This window comes from Bacteroides sp. ET225 (assembly GCF_024733745.1).
Classification (GTDB): domain Bacteria; phylum Bacteroidota; class Bacteroidia; order Bacteroidales; family Bacteroidaceae; genus Phocaeicola; species Phocaeicola excrementipullorum.
In genome coordinates, this window is record NZ_JANRHN010000027.1 from 18,711 (window position 1) to 44,503 (window position 25,793).

Consider the following 25,793-nt stretch of genomic DNA (forward strand, 5'->3'; position numbering starts at 1 on the left):
TTCTGTTTTGTCCGTTGGAAACCCGGCAAGTCCGGGCGGACAGACAAAGTTGAAGCTTCCCGCAGAAAAGTTTGTCTTCAGTTTAGAGATACAGCCTTTTTTGCGGAAAGCTTCATTCTTTTTGAAGGCCGGCAGAAAAAGATGCCGGCATATCTTATGGAAACGATGAGATATCCTTGTGGACTACTTCTGGCAAGGAGGACAGACGGCATGGTGTCTGTTTATCTCATGGCAGGGAGGGCAGAGGGGGCAAGGCCTAGCGTCTGCTCTTTTTCCTGCTCTCGGTTTGCCCGGTGCTTTACGGAATCCCTCCGGGCGCGGAGCAAACACCTTTTCCAACTGGCGCGGGGTCAGAATCTTCTTGAACTCGTTGAAGTATTTCTTTTTCGTGTCAAGCATCTTCTGCTGTCTGTCCATGCGGTCTTCCAGAGCCTTCATGATGTCTTCGTCGGTGCGTTCTTTCTTTTTGGCTTCCTTGGCATCCTTTGCGTTCTTTGGGAGTGCGCGGGATTCCTTCATCGCCTCAAGGTATTCTTTGTAAAGCGGGGTGAACTTTGCCGCGGTCTTGTCGTCCAGCATCAGGCTCTGTTCCATCCGCTTTGTCTGGAATTCCATCATCTGTTCCGGAGTGGGACGTTTGCGCTGCTTGTCGGCAGGTTTGTTGTTCTCGCCATCCGTGTTTTGTGCAAACGCACTGCTTCCGCCCAATACTGCAACGAAGGCCAAAGCTAAAAATAAACGGTTTGTTTTCATTGTTCTTTCATTTAAAGGGTTGATAATCATGTTTGCTGGTTTAGCGCGCTTTTGTCCTTTTGACAGACGGCAGTTCCCAAGGTTTATCCGCATAGTATAATTTAACCTTGTGGAAGATTCGTTCAGGTTTTAAATTTTCTATTTTTGCAGAAAACATCGGAAATATGAAACAGACAGATGCGCAGGATGATCCCATGAAGGTAATCTTTAACTACAACAATGTGTTTTTCAGCTTTTTCTATGATAATGCGAGCGCGTGTATCCACCGTTCGCACGAATATGCCATGAACTATGTTTATTCGGGCGAGATGGTGCTTGACAACGGGAAAGAACAGATCCATGTGGGAAAAGGGGAATGCGTTTTCATTCCGCGCGACCATCATATCACCATGTATAAGAAGCCTTGCGGGGGTGAGCGTTACTGCGGAATCTTTCTGAGCTTTACCCGCAGCTTTCTCCGTGAAATGTATGCCAGGCTCAACCGGTATCAGGAGGCGGCGGATATGCCCAAGCCGGAGGTGCGGGCGGTAAAGCTCCCGAAAACGCCGGAGATTGCCAGTCTGTTTGCTTCGATGGCGCCTTATTTTGACGCCGATGAAAAGCCGCAGGACGATTTCATGCATCTGAAGCTGCAGGAAGGGCTGCTGGCTTTGCTGCATATCGACAGGCGTTTTGCGGCATTGCTGTTCGACTTCAACGAATCGTGGAAAATTGATATCCTCGACTTCATGAATAAGAATTATATGTATGAGTTTACGGTAGAAGATCTGGCTCACTATACGGGGCGCAGCCTTGCCACGTTTAAGCGCGATTTCAAGAAACTGAGCGACCTTACTCCGGAAAAGTGGCTCATACGAAAACGCCTGGAAGTGGCTTACGAACTCATGAAGCAGGGCGGCAGGCGGATTGTGGACGTTTATGCCGAAGTGGGCTTCAAGAATCCTTCTCATTTCTCAACCGCCTTCAAGAAGCAATACGGTGTTCCTCCCACCGCTGTTTCCGCGTGAAAGGTGAACTTTTCAGAAACTATATTTGAGCTTTACAGCAATGTGGCTTTGGATTCTTTGCGCTACTTTTGCCTTTGTAAATCTAAAAGTGTTAAGCGTATGAAACCATACATTGTTTGCCACATGATGGCATCGGTCGACGGACGCATTGACTGCGACATGACCGAGCGTATCGGCGGAGATGAGTATTACGATGCTCTTCGCGAACTGCATTGCGATTCAGACGTGTCAGGAAGGGTTACGATGCAGATGCACTATGCTCTGCCGGATTCCTTTATTCCTTCCGATGCCACACCGGCGGGCGGGGAGTCTGTCTGGAAAGCTGCCGAAGCCGACGGCTATACCATCGGTCTTGACTCGAAGGGAAGGCTGCAGTGGCCGGCCGCCGAAGCTGACGGACGCCCGTTCCTCGTCATAACCAGCGAGGATGTGCCGAGGGAGTATCTTGAAGTGCTGCGCCGGCAAGGGATATCGTGGATTGCAACAGGCAGGGGAGAAGCGGATCTTTCGAGAGCCGTCGAACTCTTGAACGTGCATTTCGGGGTGAAGAGGCTGGCCGTTGTGGGCGGGGGCCATATCAACGGGGCTTTTCTGAAGGCAGGTCTGCTGGACGAGGTAAGCGTGGTGATAGGTGCAGGCATCGACGGACGCAAAGGCATGACGGCTGTATTCGACGGCATTGAAGACGCTTCGTATCCAACCACTCTCCTCAAGCTGGACAGTGTGAAGCGTATCGGTGAAAATTCCGTGTGGGTGCGTTATTCTTTCTGATTATTTAAAAGATACCGGTATGAGAAATCCGTTTGGTACTTTATGTGCGGCTTTGCTGCTCTGTGCGTGCGGGACGGCAAGCCTTTCTGCGCAAGAAAAACAACTTAATGAAAATAAAATGATGGAGGAAAAATTGAATCTGGCTCAGGAATGGGACAAGGTGTTCCCGCAGAGCGACAAAGTGAATCACAGCAAGGTGGTTTTCCACAACCGTTATGGAATCACACTGGCGGCCGACCTGTATGTGCCGAAAAATGCGGAAGGAAAACTGGCGGCAATTGCCGTTTGCGGTCCGTTTGGAGCGGTGAAGGAGCAGGCGTCGGGACTGTATGCACAGGAACTTGCAGAACGCGGCTTCTTGACCATCGCTTTCGACCCTTCGTTTACGGGTGAGAGCGGGGGACAGCCCCGTTATGTGGCTTCGCCCGACATCAACACGGAAGATTTCTGTGCGGCGGTCGATTATCTCTCTACCCGTGAGGATGTGGATGCCGGACGCATCGGCATACTCGGCATCTGCGGATGGGGAGGCATGGCGCTCAATGCTGCCGGCATCGACACACGCATCAAGGCTACGGTGGCTTCTACGATGTATGATATGAGCCGCGTCACGGCAAACGGTTATTTTGATGCCATGGATGCCGGGGGACGCTATGAACTTCGCCAACAGCTCAATGCCCAGCGTACGGAAGATTACAGAAACGGCACGTATGCGCTTGCCGGAGGTGTGGCCGATACGCTGCCTGCCGACGCTCCTCAGTTCGTGAAGGACTATCATGCATACTACAAGACGCCGCGCGGCTATCACAAGCGTTCGCTCAACTCGAACGGGGGCTGGAACAAGACTTCTGCGCTGTCGTTCCTCAATATGCCTATCCTGGCCTACAGTGATGAAATCCGCAGCGCCGTGCTCGTGGTTCATGGCGAAAAGGCCCATTCGCGCTATTTCAGCGAAGACGCTTTCAAGAAGCTGAAAGGCAGCAACAAGGAACTGCTTATTGTTCCGGGAGCGAGCCATACGGACCTTTACGATAATTTTGAAAAGATTCCCTTCGACAAGATTGAAAGTTTTTACCGCACTTATTTGAAATAAGCGGCTGAAACCCTTATTTTTGCAGGCAGACCCGGATTTGTGATACGCATCGGGCCTGCCTTTGTTTTGTTTTCTGTAGCTTATGGATATGAAAAGAGTATTTTTCGGATTGCTGGTCTGCCTGGTTTCGTGTTGTGTGCAGTGTGTGGCAGAAGAAACGTTGCACGAGGATATCGCCCGTATAATTGAAAGGAAACGTGCCCGGGTGGGTGTGGCGGTCATCATTGACGGGAGGGATACGGTAACCGTCAACAATGAGGAACGCTATCCCATGATGAGCGTTTTCAAGTTTCATCAGGCACTTGCGGTGGCAGACTTTATGGACCGGAAGGGGTTGCCGCTCTCTGCGGAGATTCTGGTGAAGAAAGAGCAGTTGAAGCCCGACACGTACAGTCCGCTCAGGGACTCTCATCCGGAAGGGAACGTGTCTCTTCCCGTCAGCGAACTGCTGACTTATACCTTGCAGCTCAGTGACAACAATGCCTGCGACATCTTGTTCGATTATATAGGAGGAACGGAAATTGCCGATGCGTATATCCGTTCGCTGGGCATTGACGGATTCTCCATTTCCGCTACGGAGGATGACATGCACCGCGATCTGGATCTGTGTTACGCCAACTGGAGCACGCCGCTTTCTGCCGCACGCCTGCTGGAGGTGTTTCTTGTCCGCCGGCTTGCAGGAGATTCGTATCAGCAGTTCATAAAGAAAACGATGGTGACATGCCATACCGGAGAAAACAGGCTGAAGAAGCCGCTGAAAGGTACGGATGCGGTTGTCGGGCACAAAACGGGTACGGGCGACCGCAATTCGAGGGGCGAGCTGATTGGAACCAACGATATCGGATTCGTTTCTTTGCCCGACGGAAGACGGTATGTGATAGCCGTGTTTGTGAAAGACTCGGAGGAGTCAGCAGAAGATACGGAGCGGATCATAGCGGACATCTCGGCGGCCGTTTACCGCCATCTTTGTGTCCGGTAGTTTTCATTTTGTTTTGTCTTGGGCATAACCGGGAGGAAACGGGCCTTGCCTTCCTCTTCCTCCGGCCGGGCTTGTTCCGTAATTCTACAAAATTGTTTCAAAGGTTTTGCAAATTTGTAGATTATCTTGATGTTCGGTATTTTCGCTGGCATTATGAAAGATGTGAGAATAAAGAAAGTTCAGTCCAAGCATGAAATGGACGATTTCATCAAGTTTCCGGAAAGGCTTTATGAGGGATGTCCGTATTACGTGCCCGATATGGAATCGGATGTACGCGATACGTTTGATCCCAAAAAGAATGCGGGACTTGAATTCTCGGAGATGCAGCCGTTTGTGGCATATGATGGGGAGGGCAGAGTTGTGGGTCGCATCACCGGAATCATCAACCGCCATGCCAACGAGAAATGGAAGACACGGAATGTGCGCTTCGGCTTTATCGAGTTTGTTGACGACCGCGATGTCTCGGAGGCCTTGCTTGCTGCGGTGGAAGAGTGGGGAAGAGAGCGGGGCATGGAGTACATCCAGGGTCCGATGGGGATATTTGATTTCGATAAGGAGGGGATGCTGGTGGATGACTTCGACCAGACAGGTTCGATGATCACCATCTATAATTATCCTTATTATCCGGAGCATATGGAGGCTTTGGGGTATGAGAAGGAGGTCGACTGGGTTCAGATACGCATTGATATACCCGAAACAGTCCCTGCCAAATATGCGCGGGTGGCTCGCCTTTCGAAAGAGATGTTCGGACTTCATGTGCGCAAGCTGAACCAGAAAGATATTGACAACGGATATGGACGCAGGGTGTTCCAGTTGCTCAATGAGGCTTATTCGCCTTTGTTCGGATATACCGAGATGTCCGACCGCCAGATTGATCTGTATGTTGACCGTTATTTCCCGCTGATAAATCCGGAGATGCTGCCGGTGATAGAGAATGACAAGGGGGAATTGGTGGGTGTGGCCATTACGATGGGGAGCCTTTCGTCCGCTCTTCGCAAAAGCCGCGGACGACTCTTGCCTTTCGGATGGTATCATTTGCTCAAGGCTCTGAAATGGAAACACGATGAAAAAGCGGAACTCTTGCTTATCGCCGTGCGGCCCGACTATCAGGGCTTGGGGGTGAATGCGCTGTTCTTCGACGATCTTATTCCGATTTACAACAGGCTGCATTATAAATGGGCTGAAACCGGCCCGCAGTTGGAAAGCAACGTGAAGGAGCTTTCACAATGGAAACCTCTGAATCCCAAGCTTGTCAAACGGAGGAGGTGTTATCGGAAGAGGATCGGTTGCAGCGCTCCCGGCTCTTCACGTGAGGAGGCTTGCCAGACTTCGGCATCCTGAATCTGGAATTGTTTTATTGTTTTATATTGAAAGGTTCTTTAAGCCTCCCTTTCGGGGAGGTTTAAAGAGGTTCTGATTTTGACTTATGGAAAGAAAAGTAGTGATAACAGGAATGGGCATCTGGTCGTGCCTGGGGACGACTCTTGATGCGGTGCGCGACTCTTTATATGCAGGGCGCAGCGGTATCGTATTCAGCCGTGAACGGAAGGACGCGGGGTTTCGTTCGGCATTGTGCGCCGATATACCGCATCCGGACCTGAAGCCTTTTGTTCCGCGCAACCAAAGGCAGTTCATGCCGGAAGAAGCTCAGTATGCGTATATGGCTACGCGTGCGGCTCTGGAAAATGCCCGGCTTGATGCGGATTACATCGCTTCGCATGAGATCGGCATCATTTACGGAAATGATTCGGTGGCTGAGGCCACCATGCATGCGCTCGACAAGTTCCGCGAGTTCAAGGATACGGCGGCGTGCGGAAGCGGTGCCATATTCCAGTCGATGAACTCCACAGTCACCATGAATCTGGCATGCCTGTTCAAGCTGAGGGGAATTAATCTGACGGCTTCGGCGGCTTGCGCTTCCGGATCGCACTCCATCGGATTGGGTGCCTTGCTTATCCGCAACGGTCTGCAGGAGTGTGTGGTGTGTGGAGGTGCGCAGGAAGCCAACATGTATAGCGTGGCGGCTTTCGACGGAATCCAGTCGTTCTCCGTGCGTGAGGACGAGCCGGCAAGGGCGAGCCGTCCCTTCGACCGCGACCGTGACGGACTGGTTCCTGGGGGAGGGGCTGCGACTGTGATTCTGGAAAGCTATGAACATGCCGTGAAACGCGGTGCTCCTATTCTTGCCGAAGTGGTAAGCTGGGGCTTTTCGAGCAACGGCGATCATATCTCTACGCCAAATGTGGCAGGGCCGGCACGTTCGCTGGAACTATGCTTGCGGCACGGAGGGATAAGTCCTCAAGACATCGGCTACATCAATGCGCATGCCACTTCCACGCGTATCGGGGACAGCAGGGAGGCAGAGGCCATCGCGCAAGTGTTCGGCGACGTCAAGGTGCCGGTTACATCGACAAAGAGCCAGACCGGACACGAGATGTGGATGGCGGGTGCCAGCGAAATCATTTATTCGATGCTGATGATGAAGAGCGGGTTTATCGCCGGGAACATCAATTTTGAGAATCCGGACGAAGATTCGGCAAAGATCAATGTCCTGCCCGAAACGAAGGAGGCGCATTTCGACATGTTCCTTTCAAATTCGTTCGGATTCGGAGGGACAAACTCTACGCTGATAGTGAAAAATATGCTTTAATAGCGATGTGCAAAATAAGAAACTGTTTTGAATTTATCGTGTGCTGATTTGGGATGAGTTTTTGAGGCATTTCCGTTTGTGTGATGAGGAAGATAGCGGGCTATCTGACGAAGAACAGAAGCGGAAAAGATCAAAAAATAGTCCAAAGCACACACGAAAACGAACACATCAAGCCAAGAAAAACTTTTTGGAGAAATTCAAAACAGTTTCTAAATATCAACTGTAAAAATAGGAAATTATGACACGTGAAGAAATTGTATCAAAAGTAAATGCTTTGTTGTCGGAAGAATTTGAAGTTGAACAGGATGCTTTTGAGCCGGAAGCCAATGTGAAGGAAACGCTTTCGCTCGACAGCCTGAGTCTGGTCGATCTGGTGGCCATTATCCAGCAGACCTACAAGATAAAGATTCCGGTGGCCGACTTGCGCGAAATCAAGACTTTCAACAATTTGTACGACTATATAGAGTCGCATCTGCCGGCATGAAAAGAATTGCAGTAGAAAAGCTCATTCCGCAGCGTGCTCCTGTGATGATGGTGGACGAACTGCTGGAGGCCGAAGAAAACGGAGCCGAGGTCAGTCTGCTGGTTCGTCCGGACAATTACTTTATGGATGAGGACGGGCGGCTTGACGAAGTGGGATTGATTGAGCATATCGCTCAGTCCGCTTCGGCATTGGCTGGCTACAAGGCACTGGCAGAGGGCGTTGAGAATCCTCCGCTGGGCTATATCGGTGAGGTGAAGAGGTTCAAATGCCATTTCCGTCCATGCGCAGGTGATCTTTTGCATACGACGATATCGGTTGTGGCGGATGCCGGCGGAGTGACTCTCATTCAGGGTGTAACACGGGTGGGCGACCGCATGGCGGCCGAAACTCAAATGAAGATTTTTGTCAAACCTTGGCAGTCATGAAGCTCGAAGGTAATTATTTTCAGATTGACGCACTTCACATGGGAGCTGCTCACGGGGTGTTCTACCTCCGGCTCCTTCCCGGATGTGATGTGTATCGGGGGCATTTCCCCGGCAATCCGGTGTGTCCCGGTGTATGCCACATCGAAATGCTCAGAGAGTGTGTCATGAAACTTGTCGGTGTAAAGGTGTTTATTTCCTCTGTCAAGCAATGCAGGCTGACGGCTGTTTCCGATCCTTTAAGCTGTTCGGAACTGAAGCTGACGGTCAGTCTGGAGAAGACGGACGAAGGGTATGCCGTGTCTGCTTTGCTGGAGGATGAAGAAAAGACCTATATGGAATACCGGGGCAGCATGGCAGTGGACCTGTGAAAAAAGGATTGCGGAAGCATGAACTATGAAGTATGATGTGATAGTTGTCGGAAGCGGTCTGGGCGGACTGGAATGCGCCTCCATTCTCTCTCGGAGCGGGCTGAGTGTGCTTGTGCTCGAGAAAGGGGCGCAGGCAGGAGGCTGCATGCAGAGCTATTGCCGCAGGGGAATGTGGTACGACACAGGATTCCACTATGTGGGAGGGCTTGGCGAAGGTCAGTCGCTTTATGCTCCGTTTCGTTACCTCGGGTTGCTTGATCTGCCTTGGAAACGCCTTGACTTCTGTTTCGACCGGATATCTGTCGGGGGAAGGAACTTTGTGTTTGCGGAGGGATTCGATGAGTTTGCCCGGATGCTGGCTGAAGACTTTCCGGCAGAACGGAGTGCGCTTTGCGAGTATGCTTCTCTGTTGCGCCGCGCCGGAGAAGAGCGGTTCCTGTCCCCGGGCATGTCGGCCGGTGAGGCAGACCTGCTTTCTCCGATGTCTGGTGTGGGAGCTTATTCGTATCTGAGTGAAAAGTTCCGCAATCCTCTGCTGGTTGATGTGCTGAGCGGTGCCTCGCTGAAGATGGAATTGCGCAAGGAGTCCTTGCCTTTGTTCACTTTCGTACATGGCAACAGCAGCTTTATCGAGAGCAGTTGGAGGCTGAAGGGCGATTCTTCACTGATTGTCCGTTCGCTGGCCGACACTATTCGTTCGTACGGCGGAGAGATTATTTGCCGGTCGGAAGTGGTAGAGCTTGTGGAAAAGGGTGGAAAGCTGGTGCAGGCTGTCTGTTCCGACGGGCGGGTGTATGAAGGAAACGTTTTCGTGAGCGATGTGCATCCGGCAATCACGTGCGGCTGGGTGAAGCGGAGCGAAAGGATAAAGAAGGTGTTCCGCAGCCGGATAGGCCGTTTGAAGAACACGTTCGGGATGTGTACTGTTTCGCTCTGCATAAAGCCTCATGCGCTCCGTTATTTCAACTGGAACCATTATGTATACAGCAGACCGGGCGTGTGGACATTTTATCAGGAAGCAGAAGCTGTAGGCGGAGTGCTGGTGAGCTGCCGTGTTCCCGAAGACGGGAGCGGGTATGCACGTCAGGTGGATCTGCTCACTCCGATGAACTGGGGACAGTGTGAGCGGTGGACAGACACGGTTGTAGGTCATAGAGGCGAGGAGTATCTCCGTTTGAAAGAGCGGATGGCCGACGAGTGCATTGCGCTGGCCGATGAAGTGATACCCGGCTTGAGGGATATGGTGGAGGGGTGCTATGTGAGTACACCTCTTACTTACCGCGACTATACGTCCGTTCCTGAAGGTTCGGCTTACGGTGTGCGCAAGGATTTCAACGCTCCTCTCATGACGATGCTTTCTCCTCGTACGCCCGTTCCTAACCTGTTGCTCACGGGACAGAATCTGATGCTGCACGGACTGCATGGAGTGACAATGACTGCGCTTCTGACTTGTGCGGAGATTATCGGAAGAGAAGAACTGCGCAAGCTGGTTTTTAGGAGTTGAAGAATATAAAACAATGAAAATTATGAAATACGCATTGGTAACGGGAGGCAGCCGGGGAATAGGACGGGCTGTCTGCATCAAACTGGCCCGGATGGGCTATCAGGTTCTCGTCAATTATGCGAGCCGTACGGACGAGGCTGAAAAGACGCTCCAACTGGTACGCGAGGCGGGACAGGACGGAGAGCTGCTTAAATTTGACGTGAGCGACAGAAAGCAGGTGTGCGAAGCGCTTGAGGCATGGGAAGAACGTCATCCTGACGAATACATCGAGGTGCTGGTAAACAATGCCGGTATTCGCCGCGACAACATTCTGGCGCTCATGCCCGAGGAAGACTGGCACAGGGTGCTTGACATTACGCTCAACGGATTTTATAACGTAACGCAGGCTTTGCTTCAGCCGATGATGTTCCGTAAATACGGGCGCATCATCAACATGGCGAGCGTGAGCGGACTCAAGGGATTGTCGGGACAGACGAACTATTCGGCGGCAAAGGGCGGAATCATCGCGGCTACAAAGGCGTTGGCGCAGGAAGTGGCGCGGAAGAACGTGACGGTCAACGCTGTGGCTCCCGGGTTTATTCGGACAGATATGGTAGACGGGCTGGACGAGGCGGCACTGAAGAAGACCATTCCCGCCAACCGTTTCGGAACACCTGAAGAGGTGGCCGAACTTGTGGGATTCCTTGCCTCGCCCGAGGCTGGATACATCACAGGCAATGTGGTATCAATCAACGGAGGGCTCTACACGTGAAAACGCTTGAGGATATTTGCCGGGTGCAGGTGAAGTTCAGCGAAATCGATTCCATGCGTAGGGTGTGGCACGGTTCTTTTGTCACTTATTTTGAAGACGGACGCGAGTCGTTCGGAAGACGGTATCCCGGAATTGGTTATGCGGACATGCAGCGTGAGGGAATTTATGCGCCTGTTTACGACCTGCATGTGAAGTATCTGGCACCATTGGCTCTGAACGATAGGGCGGTTATTCATACGGCTTATGTGCATCATCCGGGTGCCCGGCTGGACTATCATTACCGGGTGTATCGCGAGAGCGACGGAGTGCTGTGTGCTGAGGGTGATACGGTGCAGCTCTTCATTGACGAGAGCGGAGAACTGATGTTGGAAGAGCCGGCATATTATCGGGAATGGAAGGAGAGATTCCTTCTTTCTTCGGGCGGGAAATAACTTAAATGTATTGTGATATGTCGAACGAAAATATAAAGTCAACTTATAAGTCGAACGATACGGAAGAGTGGCTCGACAAAGTATGGACGCGTCCCATAGGCTACCGCTGGGCGCTTCTGTTCGAGCGTCTGGGTGTCCATCCTAACGCGGTTACCGTACTTTCAATGATCATCGGGGCAGGCTCGTCGCTTTTTTTCGTCCACGGTTCCTACCGTACGGAAGGCTGGGAAGGGCTTTGGATGAATGTGGCAGCAGTCATGCTTCTGGCATGGGCCAATTTCTATGACAGCGCCGACGGGCAGCTGGCACGTATGACGGGGAAAAAGACCCGTCTGGGACGGATTCTCGACGGAGCGGCGAGCGAGGTATGGTTTATACCCATCTACCTGTCACTGGTTTGCCGGTTCTATAACCATCACACGCTTGAGTTCAGTTGGATGGGACTTGAAGACACTCCTCAGAACACATGGATCGCCACGCTTCTGCTGCTTGTCCTGGTGCTGTATTCCGGTTTCGGATGCCATAGCCGCCAGTGCGGGATAGCCGACTATTACCGTCAGGTCCATCTGTTTTTCCTGAAAGGAGAGGCGGGAAGCGAGCTTGATAATTCCGTGCAGCAGCAGAAGCTTTACGATGAAACCCCGTGGAAAGGGAACTTTCTCTGGAAAGCGTTTCTGAAGACATACGTCAACTATACCCGGACGCAGGAGAAACAGACTCCAAACTTCCAGCGGCTGATGAAATGCCTGCGCGAAAAGTATGGGGCGACCGAGAACATTCCGCAGGCTTTCCGTGACAGGTTTCGCGAGCTGTCGCTTCCGCTGATGAAATGGACGAATGTCCTTACGTTCAATACCCGGGCAATCGTGCTCTATACCGTATGTCTGATCGACCTGCCTTGGCTGTATTTCGTGTTCGAGGTGGTAGTCATGTCAGCTCTTGCCCGATACATGCGGGCCAGGCATGAACGTTTCTGCAAGAGATTGTGCGAAGAAATATAATGGTTTCACTCCGCTCTCACCGACCGGATTTTAAATGAAGAATAGAATGAAAATCAGAACAATATGTTTGTTGCTTTCTTTGCTCGCCGCGGTGTCCGCCTTCGGGCAGACTGCGCTTTTCAAAGGCATTGTAACCGATTCGGTGAGCGGAGAGCCTCTGCCGTATGCTTCCGTGCAGTTGGAATCGACGGGAAAAGGGGCAATGACGGATGCGGACGGAAGGTTTTCATTCACCGCTTCAAAGAAGAGGGCCGTGCTTGAAGTTTCTTATTTGGGATACGACACGAAAAAGGTGCGAGTAGAACCGGGCAAGTCGGGCAACCTGCATGTACGGCTGGTGCCTTCGGGCATCGCACTGGAGGAAGTGATCGTGAAGCCGAAGCGTGAACGCTATCGCAGGAGGGACAATCCTGCCGTGGCTTTTGTGCGCAAGGTGATTGACGCGCGCGACGGGAATGATCCGCGCAACCGCGACTATTTCAGCTACGACCGTTACGAGCGTATCGTGTTTGCCCTGAACGATTATGTTCCGAAAAAAAGAGCTGACGGGAAGACGGGCAAGTTTGATTTCGTGGCCGACTTTGTAGACACGCTTGAGGTGGGCACCACAATTCTGCCCGTTTCGGAAAAGGAAAAGCTGGAGCATGTCTACTGGCGCAAGTCACCGAAATCGGAAAAGCGTGTGGTGGTGGGAGCGAAGTCGTCGGGGGTAGACGAGGTGTTCTCGCGCGACGGTGTGCAGCAGTTCCTGGATGAAGCTTTCAAGGAGGTGGACATCTTCCAGAACAACATACCCCTGTTTCTCCAGCGTTTCGTGAGTCCTCTGTCCACTATCGGTCCGGCGTTTTACAAGTATTATCTTCTCGATACGCTGCAAGTGGAAGGCAAGCCGGTGGTCGATCTGGGCTTCGTGCCTTTCAACTCGGAGTCGTTCGGGTTCACGGGACATCTGTTTGTGCCTCTCGATTCAACTTATTTTGTTCGGCGGGCGATTCTGAACGTACCGAAGGACATCAATCTGAATTTTGTGTCGGGCATGACTATCGAACAAACCTTCGAGCGCGCGGCAGACGGCACCCGTATCATTACGAAAGACGACATCCGCATAAACTTCAAGATTATCGAGAAGTCGAACGGGTTTTACGCCCAGCGTCTGAATGCCTACAGTCACCATTCGTTCGATCCTCCTTCGGAGGAGCGGGCGCGCGTGTTCTCAGAAAACGCTCCCGTGATTGTGGCTGACGACGCTTACAAGAAGGGAAACGATTTCTGGGAAGCCAGCCGGCCTGACGAACTGAAGAAGAAAAACCCTAACTCCGTAGAAAAGCTGATGGCTAAGTTCCGTTCGGTTCCGGTGTTCTACTTCGTGGAGAAAGCGGTTTCCATACTGGTGTCGGGCTATATTCCTACCGACAAGAATCCGGAGAAGAACAAGTTTGATCTTGGACCGATGAACAGCACCATCAACGGGAATGCCATCGAAGGGGCGCGCTTCCGTGTGGGCGGAGGAACCACCCCTGTCTTCAACAAACACTGGTTTTTCGAGGGATACGCTGCCTATGGCACGAGGGACAAGAAGATGAAGTATGATGCGCTTGTAGAGTATTCGTTTAACCCGCGGAAGGATTTCCGTCTGGAATATCCGATGCATTCCCTCCGCTTCGAGTATATGTATGACATCAACAAGCTGGGGCAGAACTATATGTATACCAGCAAAGACAACGTGATGCTGGCCATCCGGCGCAAGAAGGACACGCGTGCCACTTACCTGCGCAGGGCGGAACTGACTTACACGCGCGAACATTACAACGGAATATCTTACGGTGCCGTGGTGCGCAACTTCAGGGAGTACGCCACTCCCTATGCGGAGTTCAACCGTATCGGGGCAGACGGAAGTCTCAGTCCGGTGGGCCGCTACGACATGACCGAACTGGAACTGAAATTCCGCTACGGGCGCAACGAGCGTTTCTACCAGACACGCACGCAGCGTGTGCCGATCACCTATGATGCGCTGATCTTCAACCTCAGCCATACCATGGCCCGGAAAGGGCTGCTGGGCTCGTCGTTCAACTATCACCGCACGGAGCTGGGCGTACAGAAGCGGTTCTGGTTCTCGGCGTTCGGCTATGCCGACCTGATAGCGAAGGCAGGAAAGGTGTGGAGCAAGGTGCCTTATCCGCTGCTCATCATTCCGAATGCCAACCTGACCTACACAATCCAGCCGGAAGCATATACCAATATGAATGCCATGGAGTTCATCAACGACGAATACATGTCGTGGGACCTTACTTATTATCTGAACGGAAACCTCTTCAACCGCATTCCGCTCATCAAGAAACTGAAGTGGAGGGAGGTGTTCTGCTTCCGCGGCCTGTGGGGACATCTGACCGACAAAAACAATCCGATGAAGAACGGGGAGGGGCTGTATGCCTTTCCCGCCGGATCGGGAACGATGGGCAGAGCACCCTACATGGAAGTGAGCGTGGGCATCGAGAACATTTTCAAGTTCCTTCGGCTAGACTATGTGTGGAGGCTCAACTACCTCGACAATCCGGACATCCAGCGCCGGGGAGTACGTGCAACCATGCGTCTGTCGTTCTGAGTTGGAAATGCATGGCCGGAAGTTGCCGGAGGGGAAGCGGAACCGCCACGGAGTTTGTCTTGTCAGACTGCCGGTTGTGTCTTTTGCCTGCCGGCTCCCGGTCTTTTATCCGAAATCCGCTTCCCGTTCCACCTGTATCTTCTTTCCTGTAACGGGATGTACGAATTCGAGGGAAGCCGCATGAAGATACATCCGCTCTGCCCTGTGTCCGTAGAGTTCGTCGCCCACAATGGGGTGTCCCAGTCCCAAAGGATGAGCCGCATGTACGCGGAGCTGGTGCGTGCGTCCGGTCAGCGGATAGAAGTCCACCCATGTCCTTCCGCCCTCTCTTTTCTTCACCCGATAGCGTGTTACGGCAGGCTTTCCGCGTTCGGTGCTTGCCATTTGCCGGGGTCGGTCGGTCGGATCGGGGCAGAGCGGCAGTTCGATGCACCCCTCATCCGTTTCCACAGTTCCTTCCAGTATGGCCTCATACTTTTTCCGCATGTTGCGCGTTTCGAAGAGTGCTTGAAGCTTCTGGTGTACCTCTTTGGTCTTGGCCGCCAGAAGCAGCCCCGAAGTGGCCATGTCGAGCCGATGGACGAGGAGAGGACCTGTGGCCTGCGGATAACGTTCGCGCAGTCGTTCGAGTACCGAGCCGATTTCGTCCTTTCCCGGCACGGAAAGCATTCCGGCCGGCTTCTCTACAATCACGATCCATTCGTCCTCATAAACGGTTTCGAGCGGTGTCGTGCGGTGGATATCTTCCTGAAGCGGATTCTTTTCCACCTCCAGCCCCTCAAGCATGTGGCGCAGGATTGGTCCGCACTTCCCCCTGCATGAGGGGTAGAAATGCCCGTGGATACGGATTTCTTCCTTGGGCGAGTCACCCCACCAGAACTCGCCCATTGCCAGCGGACGCAGACGATGCAGGTAGGCAAACTGGAGCATTTTGGGCAAGGCGCATTCTCCGGCTCCGGCGGGAGGTATTCCTTGCGGCGTGTCCCTGAAGATTTCGAGCAGATCTTTTTCTTCGCCCCGCGCATTGAGCATCCGGAAACGTGCGAAGAGCTTGAGCTGGAGAGCTGCCGAGCGCGATTTCCTTTCTCGCTTCAGCCGCAGTATTTCCGTTTCCTGTTCGTCGAGAGCAGTCTTCAGTGTTTCCTCTTCCGCTTTCAGCTTTTTTTCAAGCCGCTTGTATTCGGCTTTCTGAAACTGGCTCTCGCGTATCAGATCCTGCTCCGTTGTTTCGTCAGTTCCCAGTTTCCTCAGTCTGTCTCTCCGCTGCTTCTCCTCCTTCAACTGCCGGCGTGCGCCGGCCAGCCGCAGGGCTGCCTCGTTTTGCCATTCGGCATATTCCTTTTGTCGCGCAAGATATTCGGGCGAGCTTTCCATCTCTTCAATCCGCCGGTTGATGGCGGAGATGTTCGCCTCTTCGGTGCGGAAGAATCCCTCAGGCCGCAGCAGGTCGTAGACGGGAGGGACGAAATACGCGTGCAGGTTGCTTCCGGCCAGATTGCCCGAGAAGGCCGCCACGAATCCTGCTTCTCCCTTGGTGTCTTCCACTACGAGCACGCCGAACATCTTTCCCTTTGCCAGCTCCTCCGCCCAGTCCGTGCGTGCGGAGAGGTAAGCCTGCACCTCCCCGGCAGCCTGTACGACCAGCGGGTGCGGTGTGTAGAAAAACGGAAACGTGAAAGCCGGCGGCAGGGAAATGCCGTCGGCGCTGCGGTTGAACCGATGAATGCGGTCGGTATATGCGTGTTCCATGAATCGGGAGCGTCAGATCATTTCGCGCTGGCGGCAGAAGCATCCTGCGAACTGTTCGCTCACGTTTTCCACCCTGTTTCTGAACAGTCCGTATACGGCCGATCCCGATCCGGTCATCGAGGCATAGGTTGCTCCGATGTCGTAGAGCTTGTCTTTGATGGCGGCTATTTCGGGATGTCTGGCAAATACGCTTTCCTCAAAGTCGTTCTTCATGCAGTCCCTCCATTCCTCCACCGGCCTGCGGATAATCTCCTTGAGCGATGTTTCGGGACGGCGCGGACGGATTCCGCCATAGGCTTCGCGCGTTGAAACGCTGATGTCAGGCTTGACGAGCACCAGTGTATAGTCGGCCAGCGAGAGGCTGACACGCTCGAACACGTTCCCTGTTCCGGTGGCGAATACCGGCTGGTTCTGGATGAAGAAGGCACAGTCCGCCCCCAGCCGTGCGGCATGCTTTTCCATCTCTTCGATGCTCATTCCGAGTCGGAACTTCTCGTTCAGTGTCTTGATCATGAAAGCGCAGTCGGACGAGCCTCCTCCCAGTCCTGCCCCTGTAGGGATATGCTTGAACAGGTGGATGTCTACGGGAGGCAGGCTGTAGGCATCGCTGAGCAGTGTGTATGCCTTGACCACGAGGTTGTCTTCGGGCGATCCGTCGAGCGTGCTTCCGCTTACACGTAGTCTGTAAGGTTCGCCGGTATTTTCCAGACGGTTCACTTCGAGGGCATCCTGGAGGTTGATGGGATAGAATACGGTTTCCAGATTATGGTATCCGTCGGGACGCTTCTCCACCACGTTGAGTCCGAGGTTTATTTTGGCGTTAGGAAAAGTGATCATAATGCAGTGTCTTTTTTTGGTTTTTTCAAAGGTAGTGAATCTTTTGAAAACGCGCAAGTCCGGGAGCGTCCTTTTACTGAGAGAGAATGCCCGGGTGTTCTGGTGCGAAATCCATTGCGTCCGTCCGGATGTCCGGAACAAATCGGGAACTTCCCGCAAAAGAAGTTTGTTTTCAGCCTGAAGACGTGTATCTTTAGGCTGAAGACATATATCTTCACGCTGGAGATTTGCATCTCCAGGCTAGAGATACAGATTTTTCTGCGGAACGTCCGCTTTTTTATGCGGCGTGAGCAATGAAGTTGGACTTGTGAATCGTTGCATTCGGCTGAATCGCTTGGTTTCCCCTCATTCAAATTCCAGTACGAAAGTTGTGTTCCATCCGTTGGTTCCTGACTTCAGCAGCGTGATGGTTCCTCCCGAAAGCTTCATGATCTGCCGCGAGAGTGACAGCCCGATGCCGCTCCCTTCTTTCTTGGTGGTGAAGAAAGGCACGAAAATCTCCTCAGCCTCGTTTTCGGGTATGACGGGACCGTTGTTGCTTACGTAGATAAACACATGCTCGTCGGCCGTAGACGAATAGGCGCGGAGGTGGATGCGTCCCTTCCGCTCGCCGATAGCCTGCACCGCGTTCTTTATCAGGTTCAGCAGCACCTGCCGGATCAGGTTCGGGTCGGCGTAGAGCATCAGTTCCGAAGGCTCGATGAGTTTGGTGAACGTAATGTGTCCGGGGATGATGTGAAGCTCCTCAATCTGCGCCGCCAGCTCCGTGACGTAGAACGGCTCGGGCGAAGGCTTTTGCAGGGACGAGAATTTCCGGTAGCTGTCGACAAACGAAATCAGTCCCGCCGAAGTGTCGCGGATAGCCCGTATGCCCTCATAGAGAGAAGAGTGTATCACATCGTCGCGCTTCATGAAGGTTTCGCTGAGCGATGAGATCGGGGCGATGGAGTTCATGATTTCGTGTGTCAGGACGCGGGTCAGCCTGATCCATGAGTCCAGCTCCTTGCTGTCCATTTCGCTTCGTATGTCATTCAGCGTAAGGATGCGTACAGTCTGGTTTCCCAGCTCCATTTCCGAGGCGCGGACCGCCAGTTGGATTTCGCCCTTTGATGTGTTCAGATGGAGGTTGCACCGTTCGCCGGAGCTCAGGCGGCAGAGCGTTTCCGGGACATCTTTCCCGTAGCGTTCCAGTTGGCCGAGCGTGCCCAGCACAGGGAGTCCCAGCAGTTTGGCTGCCGCAGGGTTGCTCTGCATGATGGAATGGTCTTCTTTCAGCACGATGATGCCCGTGCTTACTCCCGACAGAATCTGTCCGTAGAAGTGCTCCTGCTGTTCCATGAGCTGCTTCTGCCCGGCCATCATCTCGCCGAACTGGTTGAGCGTGTCCTGAAGGATGCGCTCTCCTTCTGCCAGTCCCTGCATGGGGAGGCGGAACGAATAGTCGCGGTTGCGGATGGCTTCGAGCATGAGCCAGCTCCGTTCCTTCAGCCGGTGCCTCATCACCAGGAAGATGATGAAGGAGAGCAGGCACATGGCACTTCCTCCGGCCATATATGCCAGACTCCGGGTGCAGACGCCCAGTGTGAGTGCAGCCGTGCCCGCTGTCAGAAGCGCTATGCGCGTTCCCGCCGATAATAGATGTCTAGATGCCATACCGTTTCATTTTGTTGTAGAGGGTCTGTCTTGTTACTCCCAGCTGCGCGGCGGCCTGCGACAGGTTTCCGCTGCACTTGCCGATGGCTTTTATGATGAGGCTTCGCTCCATCTCGTCAAGGGTCTGCATGTCTTCTTCTGTCTGCGCTTTCCGGTCCGGTTCGGGGTGGTGCGCAGGGGCTAGCTGCAAGGCGTCGGTCTTCACTTCGTCCCCGTCCGAAAGGATAGCCGCCTTTTCTATCACATGCTGCAGTTCGCGGATATTCCCGTACCACGGGCACGAAAGCAGGAGTTTGCGGGCTTCCTCATCGAATCCTTGCAGGTTCCGTCCGTATTTCGCGGCATACCGTTTCAGGAAGAGTCCGGCCAGCGGAAGGATGTCTTCTTTCCGTTCGCGCAGGGCAGGGATATGCAGATGGATGGTATTGATTCGGAAGAGCAGGTCTTCGCGGAATTCTCCTTTGCGCACCATCTCGTCCAGATCGCGGTTTGTGGCGCATATCAGGCGGATGTCGGTAGACTGTGGACGGTTGCTTCCTACCCGCACGAAACTTCGTTTCTGGATGGCGGTCAGCAGTTTTGCCTGAAGGTGGTAGGGCAGGTTGGCAATTTCGTCGAGAAAGAGCGTTCCGCCGTTGGCTGCCTCGAATCGGCCGATGCGGTCGGCGTGTGCGTCGGTGAACGAACCTTTCACGTGGCCGAACAGTTCGCTCTCGAAGAGCGATTCGGTGATGGCTCCCATGTCGGCCGTCACCATCGGTCCGTTGCGCCGGTTCGAGAGGCGGTGGATTTCGCGCGCCAGCATGTCCTTGCCTGTTCCGTTTTCGCCGGTGATGAGGATGTTGGCATCGGTGGCGCTCACTTTGTCCACCAGCATACGGAGCGGCTTGACGGCTTCCGACTCTCCCCAGTACATTGCTCCCTCGTCCGGCATCTGTGGGGCGAGCTGTTTCTTCTTGTCTTTTCCGTTTCCTTTCCGGTATGCTTCGAGCAGGGTCTGCACCAGTCTGCCGTTTTCCCAGGGCTTCACCACAAAGTCCGACGCTCCGTCTTTCAGTCCTGTGACCGCCAGGTTTATGTCGGCGTATGCCGTAAACAGCACCACCTGTATCTGCGGCTTCATCCGTTTGATTTCGCGGAGCCAGTAAAGGCCCTCGTTTCCGTTGTTGATGCCCGACGAAAAGTTCATGTCGAGCAGAATGAGGTCGACGGGTTCTTGCCTGATCAGCGTGGGGAGTGTGGTCGGCGAGCTGAGGGTGAGTACCTGTGCGAAATGTTCTTCCAGCAGATAGCGGAGCGAGGTCAGTATGTTTTGGTTGTCGTCGACAATCAGAAGTGTGCCTTGTTTTGCCATGGTGTGTATTGTCTGTTTTTATGTGATGCAAATTTATGGAAAAAAGTCTGCGCCTCAAACGGAAGCAGTGACAAATTATTTTACACGCAGTGTATAAATTTTTGACACTTTTACGGAATTCCTCTTACTGCTATGTGCTGTTTTTCAGATGATTGCTGTTTTGGCACGGACTTTGATTCATGAATATCGGATGAATGACTTTTTTATATTTTTGATTTCAGACATGAATATGACAAGCAACGTGAAATTTATCTGTATGGCGGTGGCCGGATGCTTCGCGCTTCATGGTGAGGCGCAGGAAGTGTGGAGTGTGGACCGGTGCATGGCATACGCCGTCGGACATAACCATACGGTGAAGCAGCGCCTTCTGGAGGCGAAAAACTATGAACTCGACCGGCTGCAGGCCATCGGGAGCTTTCTGCCCGGAGTGAGCGGAAGCACGGGAGTGCAGTACAATTTCGGTCGTTCGGTAGACCCCGAAACCAATACCTATAATAATGTGTCCACTTTCAACAACTCATACACGCTGGAGGGGTCGCTGACCGTTTTTCGCGGAGGGAGCCTGGTCAATGAGCTGCGCCGATCGAAGGCCGCCGTCCTTTTGGGAAAGGCCGCCCTTCAGGAAGCGCGCGACAATACGGCGCTCGAAACCTTTCAGGCTTACATCGATGCGCTCTATTGCTACGGAACGGAGCGTCTGGCGCGGAAGAAGCTGGCGGAAAGCGATTCGCTGCTCTACAAGACCCGGCGCCAGGAAGAGCTGGGACTGAAGGGACTGGCGGATGTGGCGCAGATGGAAGCCCAGCAGGCTACTGATGCTTATAATCTGACGCGCCAGCGTAACCTGTTTGAAACGGCCATGCTGACGCTGAAGCAGAAGATGAATTATCCGGCATCAGAGCCTTTGGTGCTTGATACCTGCCTGCTTGATGCAAGCCCTCTTTCTTTCGTGAAGCTCTCGGCCGACTCTCCGGAGGATGTGGTGAGTGCGGCATTGAGCACCAATCCCACTTTGCATCAGGCGGAAATGAACAAGCGAATCGCTCTCATGCAGCGCAAAGGTTCGTGGGCGAACATCCTGCCTCAGATTACGCTTTTCGGAGGCGTTTCTTCTTCCTACTACAAAGAGCTGCACAAGGACGGGTACGACAGCTTCGGGAGGCAGTTCCGGAACAACCTGGGGCAATATTTCGGGGTGAGCATGAGCATTCCGCTTTTCAACCGCTTTTCGGGGGCGGTAAGCATGCGCCAGGCACGCAACAACTACCGCATAGCCAGCGAGCAGTACGAGGAGCAGAAAACCGAACTTCAGAAGCTGGTGCTTCAGGCGGTGCAGGACCGTGAAGGCTATCTGAAAGAAACGGTGCAGATGGAAAAGAAAGTGGCTTCCGACTCGCTGGCCTATCATGTGACGCGCCGCAAGTTCGAGGAGGGGCTGATGACTTCGCTCGATGTGCAGAACAGTGCCGCCACGCTTCTCGAAAGCGAAACGCTGTTCTTGCAGAGCAAGCTCACCTATGTGCTGAAATGCAGGCTGGTGGACTATTACAAGGGAGAGGAGATAATCAATTGTCGGTTAAACGTTGAGAACTGAAAACATAACCTTAAACTGTCAACTATTTACATTATGGATATTCAACTGGAAAAGAAAAAAGGTATCAGAAAGCAGCACATCCCTTATATCGCAGGGGGAGGGGCAGTGCTGGCGTTGCTGCTTTGGATTGTGTTCGGCAATCATGCTTCTACACTGAAGGTGGACGGACGCTCGCTGAACATTGCGGAAGTGACTTATGGAGAGTTTAACGACTATATCCGGGTGAACGGGCAGGTGCAGCCCATCTCGGTAGTGCAGCTCAGTCCCGAGGAGGGAGGAATCGTACGCGAGAAGGTGGTGGAGGAAGGTGCCCACGTAAAAAAGGGTGACGTGATTCTCCGCCTGAGCAACTCGAACCTCGATCTTCAGATTCTGAATGCCGAGTCGGAACTGGCCGAAAAGCAGAACCTGCTCCGAAACACGCAGGTCACCATGCAGCAGGACAAGCTGAACAACGAAACCGAAAAGGTGCAGCTCGACGTGGATGCGCGCCGCAAGCTCCGCACGTTCAACCAGTACGAGCGGCTCTATCGGGAGCGGCTCATCAGCCGGGAGGAATATTTGCAGGCAAAGGAAGACTATGAGGTTTCCGTAAAGAAGCACGGACTGGTGACGGAGCGTCTGGTGCAGGATTCCATTTATCGTACCATTCAGATGGATCAGATGGAAGACAATCTGCAGAACATGCGGAAGAACGTGCTTCTGATCCGCGAACGCAAGGACAAGCTGGAGGTGCGCGCACCGATTGACGGGGAGCTGGGACTGCTCGACGCGGAACTGGGACAGAACATCACCGCAGGACAGATGGTGGGACAGATCAATGACCTCTCGGACTTCAAGATCGAGGCGATGATTGACGAGCATTATATCGACCGGGTGACCAACGGGCTTCCCGCCACATTCGAGCGTCAGGGATCGCAGTTCAGCCTGAAGGTGCGCAAGGTGTATCCTGAAGTGCGTGAGGGACGGTTCCGCACCGATTTCGTGTTCCAGGGAAAGCGTCCGGAAAACATCCGGAGCGGGCAGACTTACTATATCGACCTTCAGTTGGGAGAGCCTACCCAAAGTGTGCTCATCCCGAAAGGAACTTTCTTCCAGATGACCGGAGGAAACTGGATATTCGTGGTCGATAAAGACGGGAAGAAGGCTTACCGGCGCAAGATACGCATCGGGCGGCAGAACCCTCAGTATTACGAAGTGACCGAAGGACTGGAAAAAGGTGAAAAGGTTATCGTTTCCGGCTACGAAGGCTATAAGGACAACGAGGTGCTTGTTCTGAAATGAATGGAGCCTGAAGATAAAAAACTGACCGCTCATCTTGACGGACTTCACGGCTCGTTTCCGGCGAGATGTGCGGACAGGTGTGAAAGGAAAAAACGACAGAATATACGATGAGATAACTGTAAGAAAACATGAAGACTTATTTTACATTCTTGGAGCGCAACAGGCTCTTTACGTTTGTCAATGTGGCGGGGCTGAGCATTTCGCTGATGTTTGTGTTCCTCATCGCCGACATGGTGATGCGCCAGCTTACCGTGGACAAGGATTTGAAGGATGTGGACCATACTTACCTGTTCGCTTCCGAGGAATACTTCGGTGCGCATTATGTGCTGGGCGAGCGTTTAGCAAACCGCTATCCAGAAATAGAGGATTGGTGCGTGAGCACGAATTGCGCGGGAATAGGTGATGAGTATGCAGATGTGGATGGGAGGAAATACGATGTGAAAGTACTGGTGGCAAAGGATAACTTTTTTACATTTTTCGGTTTCCCGCTACTGGAAGGGAACCCTGCCCAAGTGTTGTGCGATGATTACAGCGTAGTGCTCTCGCGCTCGGCGGCCAATCGCATTTTCGGAAAGGAAAACGCGTTGGGGAAGTCCATCCGTATGAACTTCACTGACGGACATGTCTATACTGTGACGGGAATCATGGAGGATATAGGCAATTCCATCTTCCCTTCGGAAACAGAGATGGTGTTTCCTTTTGAGACAATGAAATACATTAATACTGCCGCCGCCATCGAGAACACTGGCATGCAGAACTTCGGAGGGGCGAATCTTTTCATACATGTGCCCGAAGGGGTGGATCCGAACGCCAAAAATGCTGACATGCTGGCATGGCTCAAGACGTTTGCCTGGCCTTATCTCTACGGAACGTACTCAAAGGCTTGTTGGGTGCCGATGCGTGATGTGTATTTCTCCGAAATGGAGTGTACGAACATGAATCAGTATAGCCGGAGGGTGATGACGGTGATGGCTGTGGCAGGTTTGCTGGTTCTTCTAATGGCTGTATGTAACTATGTGAGCATGAGTGTGGCGCAGACTTCGTACCGCGCCAAGGAAATGGCTACGCGCAGGTTGCTCGGTTCGACTCCGAACTGCATTTTTTGGCGGATGATGTTAGAGTCGTTGGTAATGATTGTTGTAGCCTTTGTGGCTGCCTTTCTTCTGGCTGTGCTTGCAGAGCCGTATGTGATGGAGCAACTGAAGACGAGGCTGGACATCGTGGGTGACCTGACTCCGGAAACCGCGTTCTGGTATGTGGTGGGAATCGTGCTGATTTCAGCGGTGTCGGGACTCGTCCCGGCCACAATACTCTCAAGATACAACCCGATGGATGTAGTGAAGGGCACGTTCAGGCGGAAGACTAAGACGGTGTACCTGCGTTTGCTTTATGTCGTGCAGTGCGGACTCACGACGGCTCTCCTTTCTTGCGCGCTCTATCTTGGGGTTCAGTTCTTCCGAATCCTTGATGAGCCGTTGGGATATAGCTACGGGCATGTGCTTTGCTTTCCCAATATGAGCGAAACAAAGAATCTCGCCCGTTTCCGTGATGAGGCACGCCGGCTTCCGTTTGTAAAGAACGTCTGCTTCACGCGTGGCTTTCCAGTGGACGGGGGTAATAGCTCGCTTTCCGAGTTCAACGTGAAGGGTAGGTCAGCTCCTATAGGTTTCCGACTTTTTGTGGCCGATTCGTCTTTCCTTTCCATTTTTCATATACCATTGGAAAAAGACTACGGCCTGTCTCCTTCACCTTCAAGTTATTATTTGAGCCGCCGTGCCTACAAGGAACTTGCCTTGGATGACAGTGCTTCTTCTGTAATGAACGCCGAGGGATCTTGGAAATTGAACATCGCCGGGCGCATCCCCGACTTCCAACTCCGTTCGGCTTTAGAGAAGCCCTGTCCGATATTGCTCCAGATTTTCCCGTCCGATAGTATCGCCTATCCGTGGGACGTACTGATAGAAACATATGACGGAGATTTGGAGGCCCACAAGAAGCGGCTTGATGCACTTTATTCGGAAATGATCGATGGGGTTCCGTTTGAGTCAAGGTGGTACGATGATTTGTTGTTGGATTCCTATTCCGATATTATTCGTGTGGGTAAGGTAATCGGAGTGTTCACGTTTGCCGCCTTGCTTATCTCCCTATTGGGACTTACGGCCATGAGCGTTTACTTCATAGCCCAGCGCAAGCGCGATATGGCGATACGTAAGGTATTCGGTTCCAGTCCGCTCAGCGAGCAGAGCCGGCTGATGCGCTTTTCGTTCAGTTCGGCCCTTGTCAGTCTGATAATCGCCATTCCCCTGATGTGGTTCGGAATCATGCAGATAGACAAGATCGTTACTTTTAAAAGCTGTTTCCCATGGTGGGTTCCGGTGGCCGCCTTTCTGACCATATCCTTCATTTCGCTGGTGGCGGTATGGCTCATTGGCCGGAGTGCTACGCGCGAGAACCCGGTGAACAATCTGAAGACGGAGTGACTTTACCATTTACAGACTTTTTT

22 protein-coding genes are annotated in these 25,793 nt (G+C 52.9%); 17 read left to right on the forward strand and 5 right to left on the reverse strand.

Features of this window, described 5'->3' with window-relative positions:
- Positions 1-183 precede the first annotated feature (183 nt).
- Positions 184-753 carry a Spy/CpxP family protein refolding chaperone gene (locus NW212_RS11415; RefSeq protein ID WP_258338768.1) on the reverse strand — a complete coding sequence of 190 codons (570 nt, stop codon included), beginning with the start codon at positions 751-753 and terminating at the stop codon, positions 184-186.
- Positions 754-917: 164 nt separating this feature from the next.
- On the opposite strand from NW212_RS11415, the gene NW212_RS11420 reads away from it, so the two are divergent.
- From NW212_RS11420 to NW212_RS11485, 14 genes are all read left to right on the forward strand, one after another.
- A complete protein-coding gene (locus tag NW212_RS11420) occupies positions 918-1,760 on the forward strand; it encodes an AraC family transcriptional regulator (RefSeq protein WP_258338769.1) in 843 nt (280 codons plus the stop codon).
- A gap of 99 nt (positions 1,761-1,859) precedes the next feature.
- Complete coding sequence (locus NW212_RS11425) at positions 1,860-2,531, forward strand: dihydrofolate reductase family protein (protein ID WP_258338770.1); 672 nt, start codon at positions 1,860-1,862, stop codon at positions 2,529-2,531.
- Between the two features lie 19 nt (positions 2,532-2,550).
- Positions 2,551-3,624, forward strand: a complete 1,074-nt coding sequence (locus NW212_RS11430) for an alpha/beta hydrolase (RefSeq protein ID WP_258338771.1) — start codon at positions 2,551-2,553, stop codon at positions 3,622-3,624.
- A gap of 88 nt (positions 3,625-3,712) precedes the next feature.
- Positions 3,713-4,603, forward strand: coding sequence for a class A beta-lactamase, subclass A2 (bla, locus tag NW212_RS11435; protein WP_258338772.1), 891 nt, complete (start codon positions 3,713-3,715; stop codon positions 4,601-4,603).
- Positions 4,604-4,756: 153 nt separating this feature from the next.
- Entirely contained in the window at positions 4,757-5,944 is a 1,188-nt protein-coding gene (locus tag NW212_RS11440) for an N-acetyltransferase (RefSeq protein WP_258338773.1), read from the forward strand.
- An 85-nt stretch (positions 5,945-6,029) separates the two neighbouring features.
- Positions 6,030-7,253: a beta-ketoacyl synthase gene (locus NW212_RS11445; RefSeq protein ID WP_258338774.1), complete on the forward strand. Its 1,224-nt coding sequence runs from the start codon at positions 6,030-6,032 to the stop codon at positions 7,251-7,253.
- A gap of 238 nt (positions 7,254-7,491) precedes the next feature.
- Positions 7,492-7,737, forward strand: a complete 246-nt coding sequence (locus NW212_RS11450; RefSeq protein WP_258338775.1) for an acyl carrier protein — start codon at positions 7,492-7,494, stop codon at positions 7,735-7,737.
- Positions 7,734-8,162: a beta-hydroxyacyl-ACP dehydratase gene (locus NW212_RS11455; RefSeq protein WP_258338776.1), complete on the forward strand. Its 429-nt coding sequence runs from the start codon at positions 7,734-7,736 to the stop codon at positions 8,160-8,162. Before NW212_RS11450 ends, NW212_RS11455 begins: the two co-directional genes overlap by 4 nt.
- Positions 8,159-8,530: a beta-hydroxyacyl-ACP dehydratase gene (locus tag NW212_RS11460; protein WP_258338777.1), complete on the forward strand. Its 372-nt coding sequence runs from the start codon at positions 8,159-8,161 to the stop codon at positions 8,528-8,530. The genes NW212_RS11455 and NW212_RS11460 overlap by 4 nt, the downstream gene beginning before the upstream one ends.
- A gap of 25 nt (positions 8,531-8,555) precedes the next feature.
- Positions 8,556-10,034 carry an NAD(P)/FAD-dependent oxidoreductase gene (locus NW212_RS11465; RefSeq protein ID WP_258338778.1) on the forward strand — a complete coding sequence of 493 codons (1,479 nt, stop codon included), beginning with the start codon at positions 8,556-8,558 and terminating at the stop codon, positions 10,032-10,034.
- 22 nt (positions 10,035-10,056) lie between these two features.
- The gene (gene fabG, locus NW212_RS11470) at positions 10,057-10,785 is read left to right on the forward strand and encodes a 3-oxoacyl-ACP reductase FabG (RefSeq protein WP_258338779.1); all 729 of its coding nucleotides are present in this window, start codon (positions 10,057-10,059) and stop codon (positions 10,783-10,785) included.
- On the forward strand, positions 10,782-11,216 hold the full coding sequence (locus NW212_RS11475; RefSeq protein WP_258338780.1) for a thioesterase family protein: 435 nt from the start codon (positions 10,782-10,784) through the stop codon (positions 11,214-11,216). The genes fabG and NW212_RS11475 overlap by 4 nt, the downstream gene beginning before the upstream one ends.
- Before the next feature lie 17 nt (positions 11,217-11,233).
- Complete coding sequence (locus tag NW212_RS11480; protein WP_258338781.1) at positions 11,234-12,217, forward strand: CDP-alcohol phosphatidyltransferase family protein; 984 nt, start codon at positions 11,234-11,236, stop codon at positions 12,215-12,217.
- A 46-nt stretch (positions 12,218-12,263) separates the two neighbouring features.
- Positions 12,264-14,819 (forward strand): DUF5686 and carboxypeptidase-like regulatory domain-containing protein, encoded by a 2,556-nt coding sequence (locus tag NW212_RS11485; protein WP_258338782.1) that lies wholly within the window; start codon positions 12,264-12,266, stop codon positions 14,817-14,819.
- Between the two features lie 105 nt (positions 14,820-14,924).
- On the opposite strand, the gene NW212_RS11490 is transcribed toward NW212_RS11485, so the two are convergent.
- The 4 genes from NW212_RS11490 to NW212_RS11505 all read right to left on the reverse strand — a co-directional run bounded on the left by NW212_RS11490 (position 14,925) and on the right by NW212_RS11505 (position 20,412).
- Positions 14,925-16,568 carry an RluA family pseudouridine synthase gene (locus tag NW212_RS11490; RefSeq protein WP_258338783.1) on the reverse strand — a complete coding sequence of 548 codons (1,644 nt, stop codon included), beginning with the start codon at positions 16,566-16,568 and terminating at the stop codon, positions 14,925-14,927.
- A gap of 12 nt (positions 16,569-16,580) precedes the next feature.
- Positions 16,581-17,405 carry a 4-(cytidine 5'-diphospho)-2-C-methyl-D-erythritol kinase gene (ispE, locus tag NW212_RS11495; RefSeq protein ID WP_258338784.1) on the reverse strand — a complete coding sequence of 275 codons (825 nt, stop codon included), beginning with the start codon at positions 17,403-17,405 and terminating at the stop codon, positions 16,581-16,583.
- Between the two features lie 345 nt (positions 17,406-17,750).
- The gene (locus NW212_RS11500) at positions 17,751-19,058 is read right to left on the reverse strand and encodes a PAS domain-containing sensor histidine kinase (protein ID WP_258338785.1); all 1,308 of its coding nucleotides are present in this window, start codon (positions 19,056-19,058) and stop codon (positions 17,751-17,753) included.
- Positions 19,048-20,412, reverse strand: a complete 1,365-nt coding sequence (locus NW212_RS11505) for a sigma-54 dependent transcriptional regulator (RefSeq protein WP_258338786.1) — start codon at positions 20,410-20,412, stop codon at positions 19,048-19,050. The genes NW212_RS11500 and NW212_RS11505 overlap by 11 nt, the downstream gene beginning before the upstream one ends.
- A 241-nt stretch (positions 20,413-20,653) precedes the next feature.
- Between NW212_RS11505 and NW212_RS11510 the strand changes: the two genes are divergently transcribed.
- From NW212_RS11510 to NW212_RS11520, 3 genes are all read left to right on the forward strand, one after another.
- Positions 20,654-22,006, forward strand: a complete 1,353-nt coding sequence (locus NW212_RS11510) for a TolC family protein (RefSeq protein WP_258338787.1) — start codon at positions 20,654-20,656, stop codon at positions 22,004-22,006.
- 33 nt (positions 22,007-22,039) lie between these two features.
- Positions 22,040-23,290, forward strand: a complete 1,251-nt coding sequence (locus tag NW212_RS11515) for an efflux RND transporter periplasmic adaptor subunit (RefSeq protein ID WP_258338788.1) — start codon at positions 22,040-22,042, stop codon at positions 23,288-23,290.
- A gap of 128 nt (positions 23,291-23,418) precedes the next feature.
- The gene (locus NW212_RS11520) at positions 23,419-25,770 is read left to right on the forward strand and encodes an FtsX-like permease family protein (protein ID WP_258338789.1); all 2,352 of its coding nucleotides are present in this window, start codon (positions 23,419-23,421) and stop codon (positions 25,768-25,770) included.
- Positions 25,771-25,793: the final 23 nt, after the last annotated feature.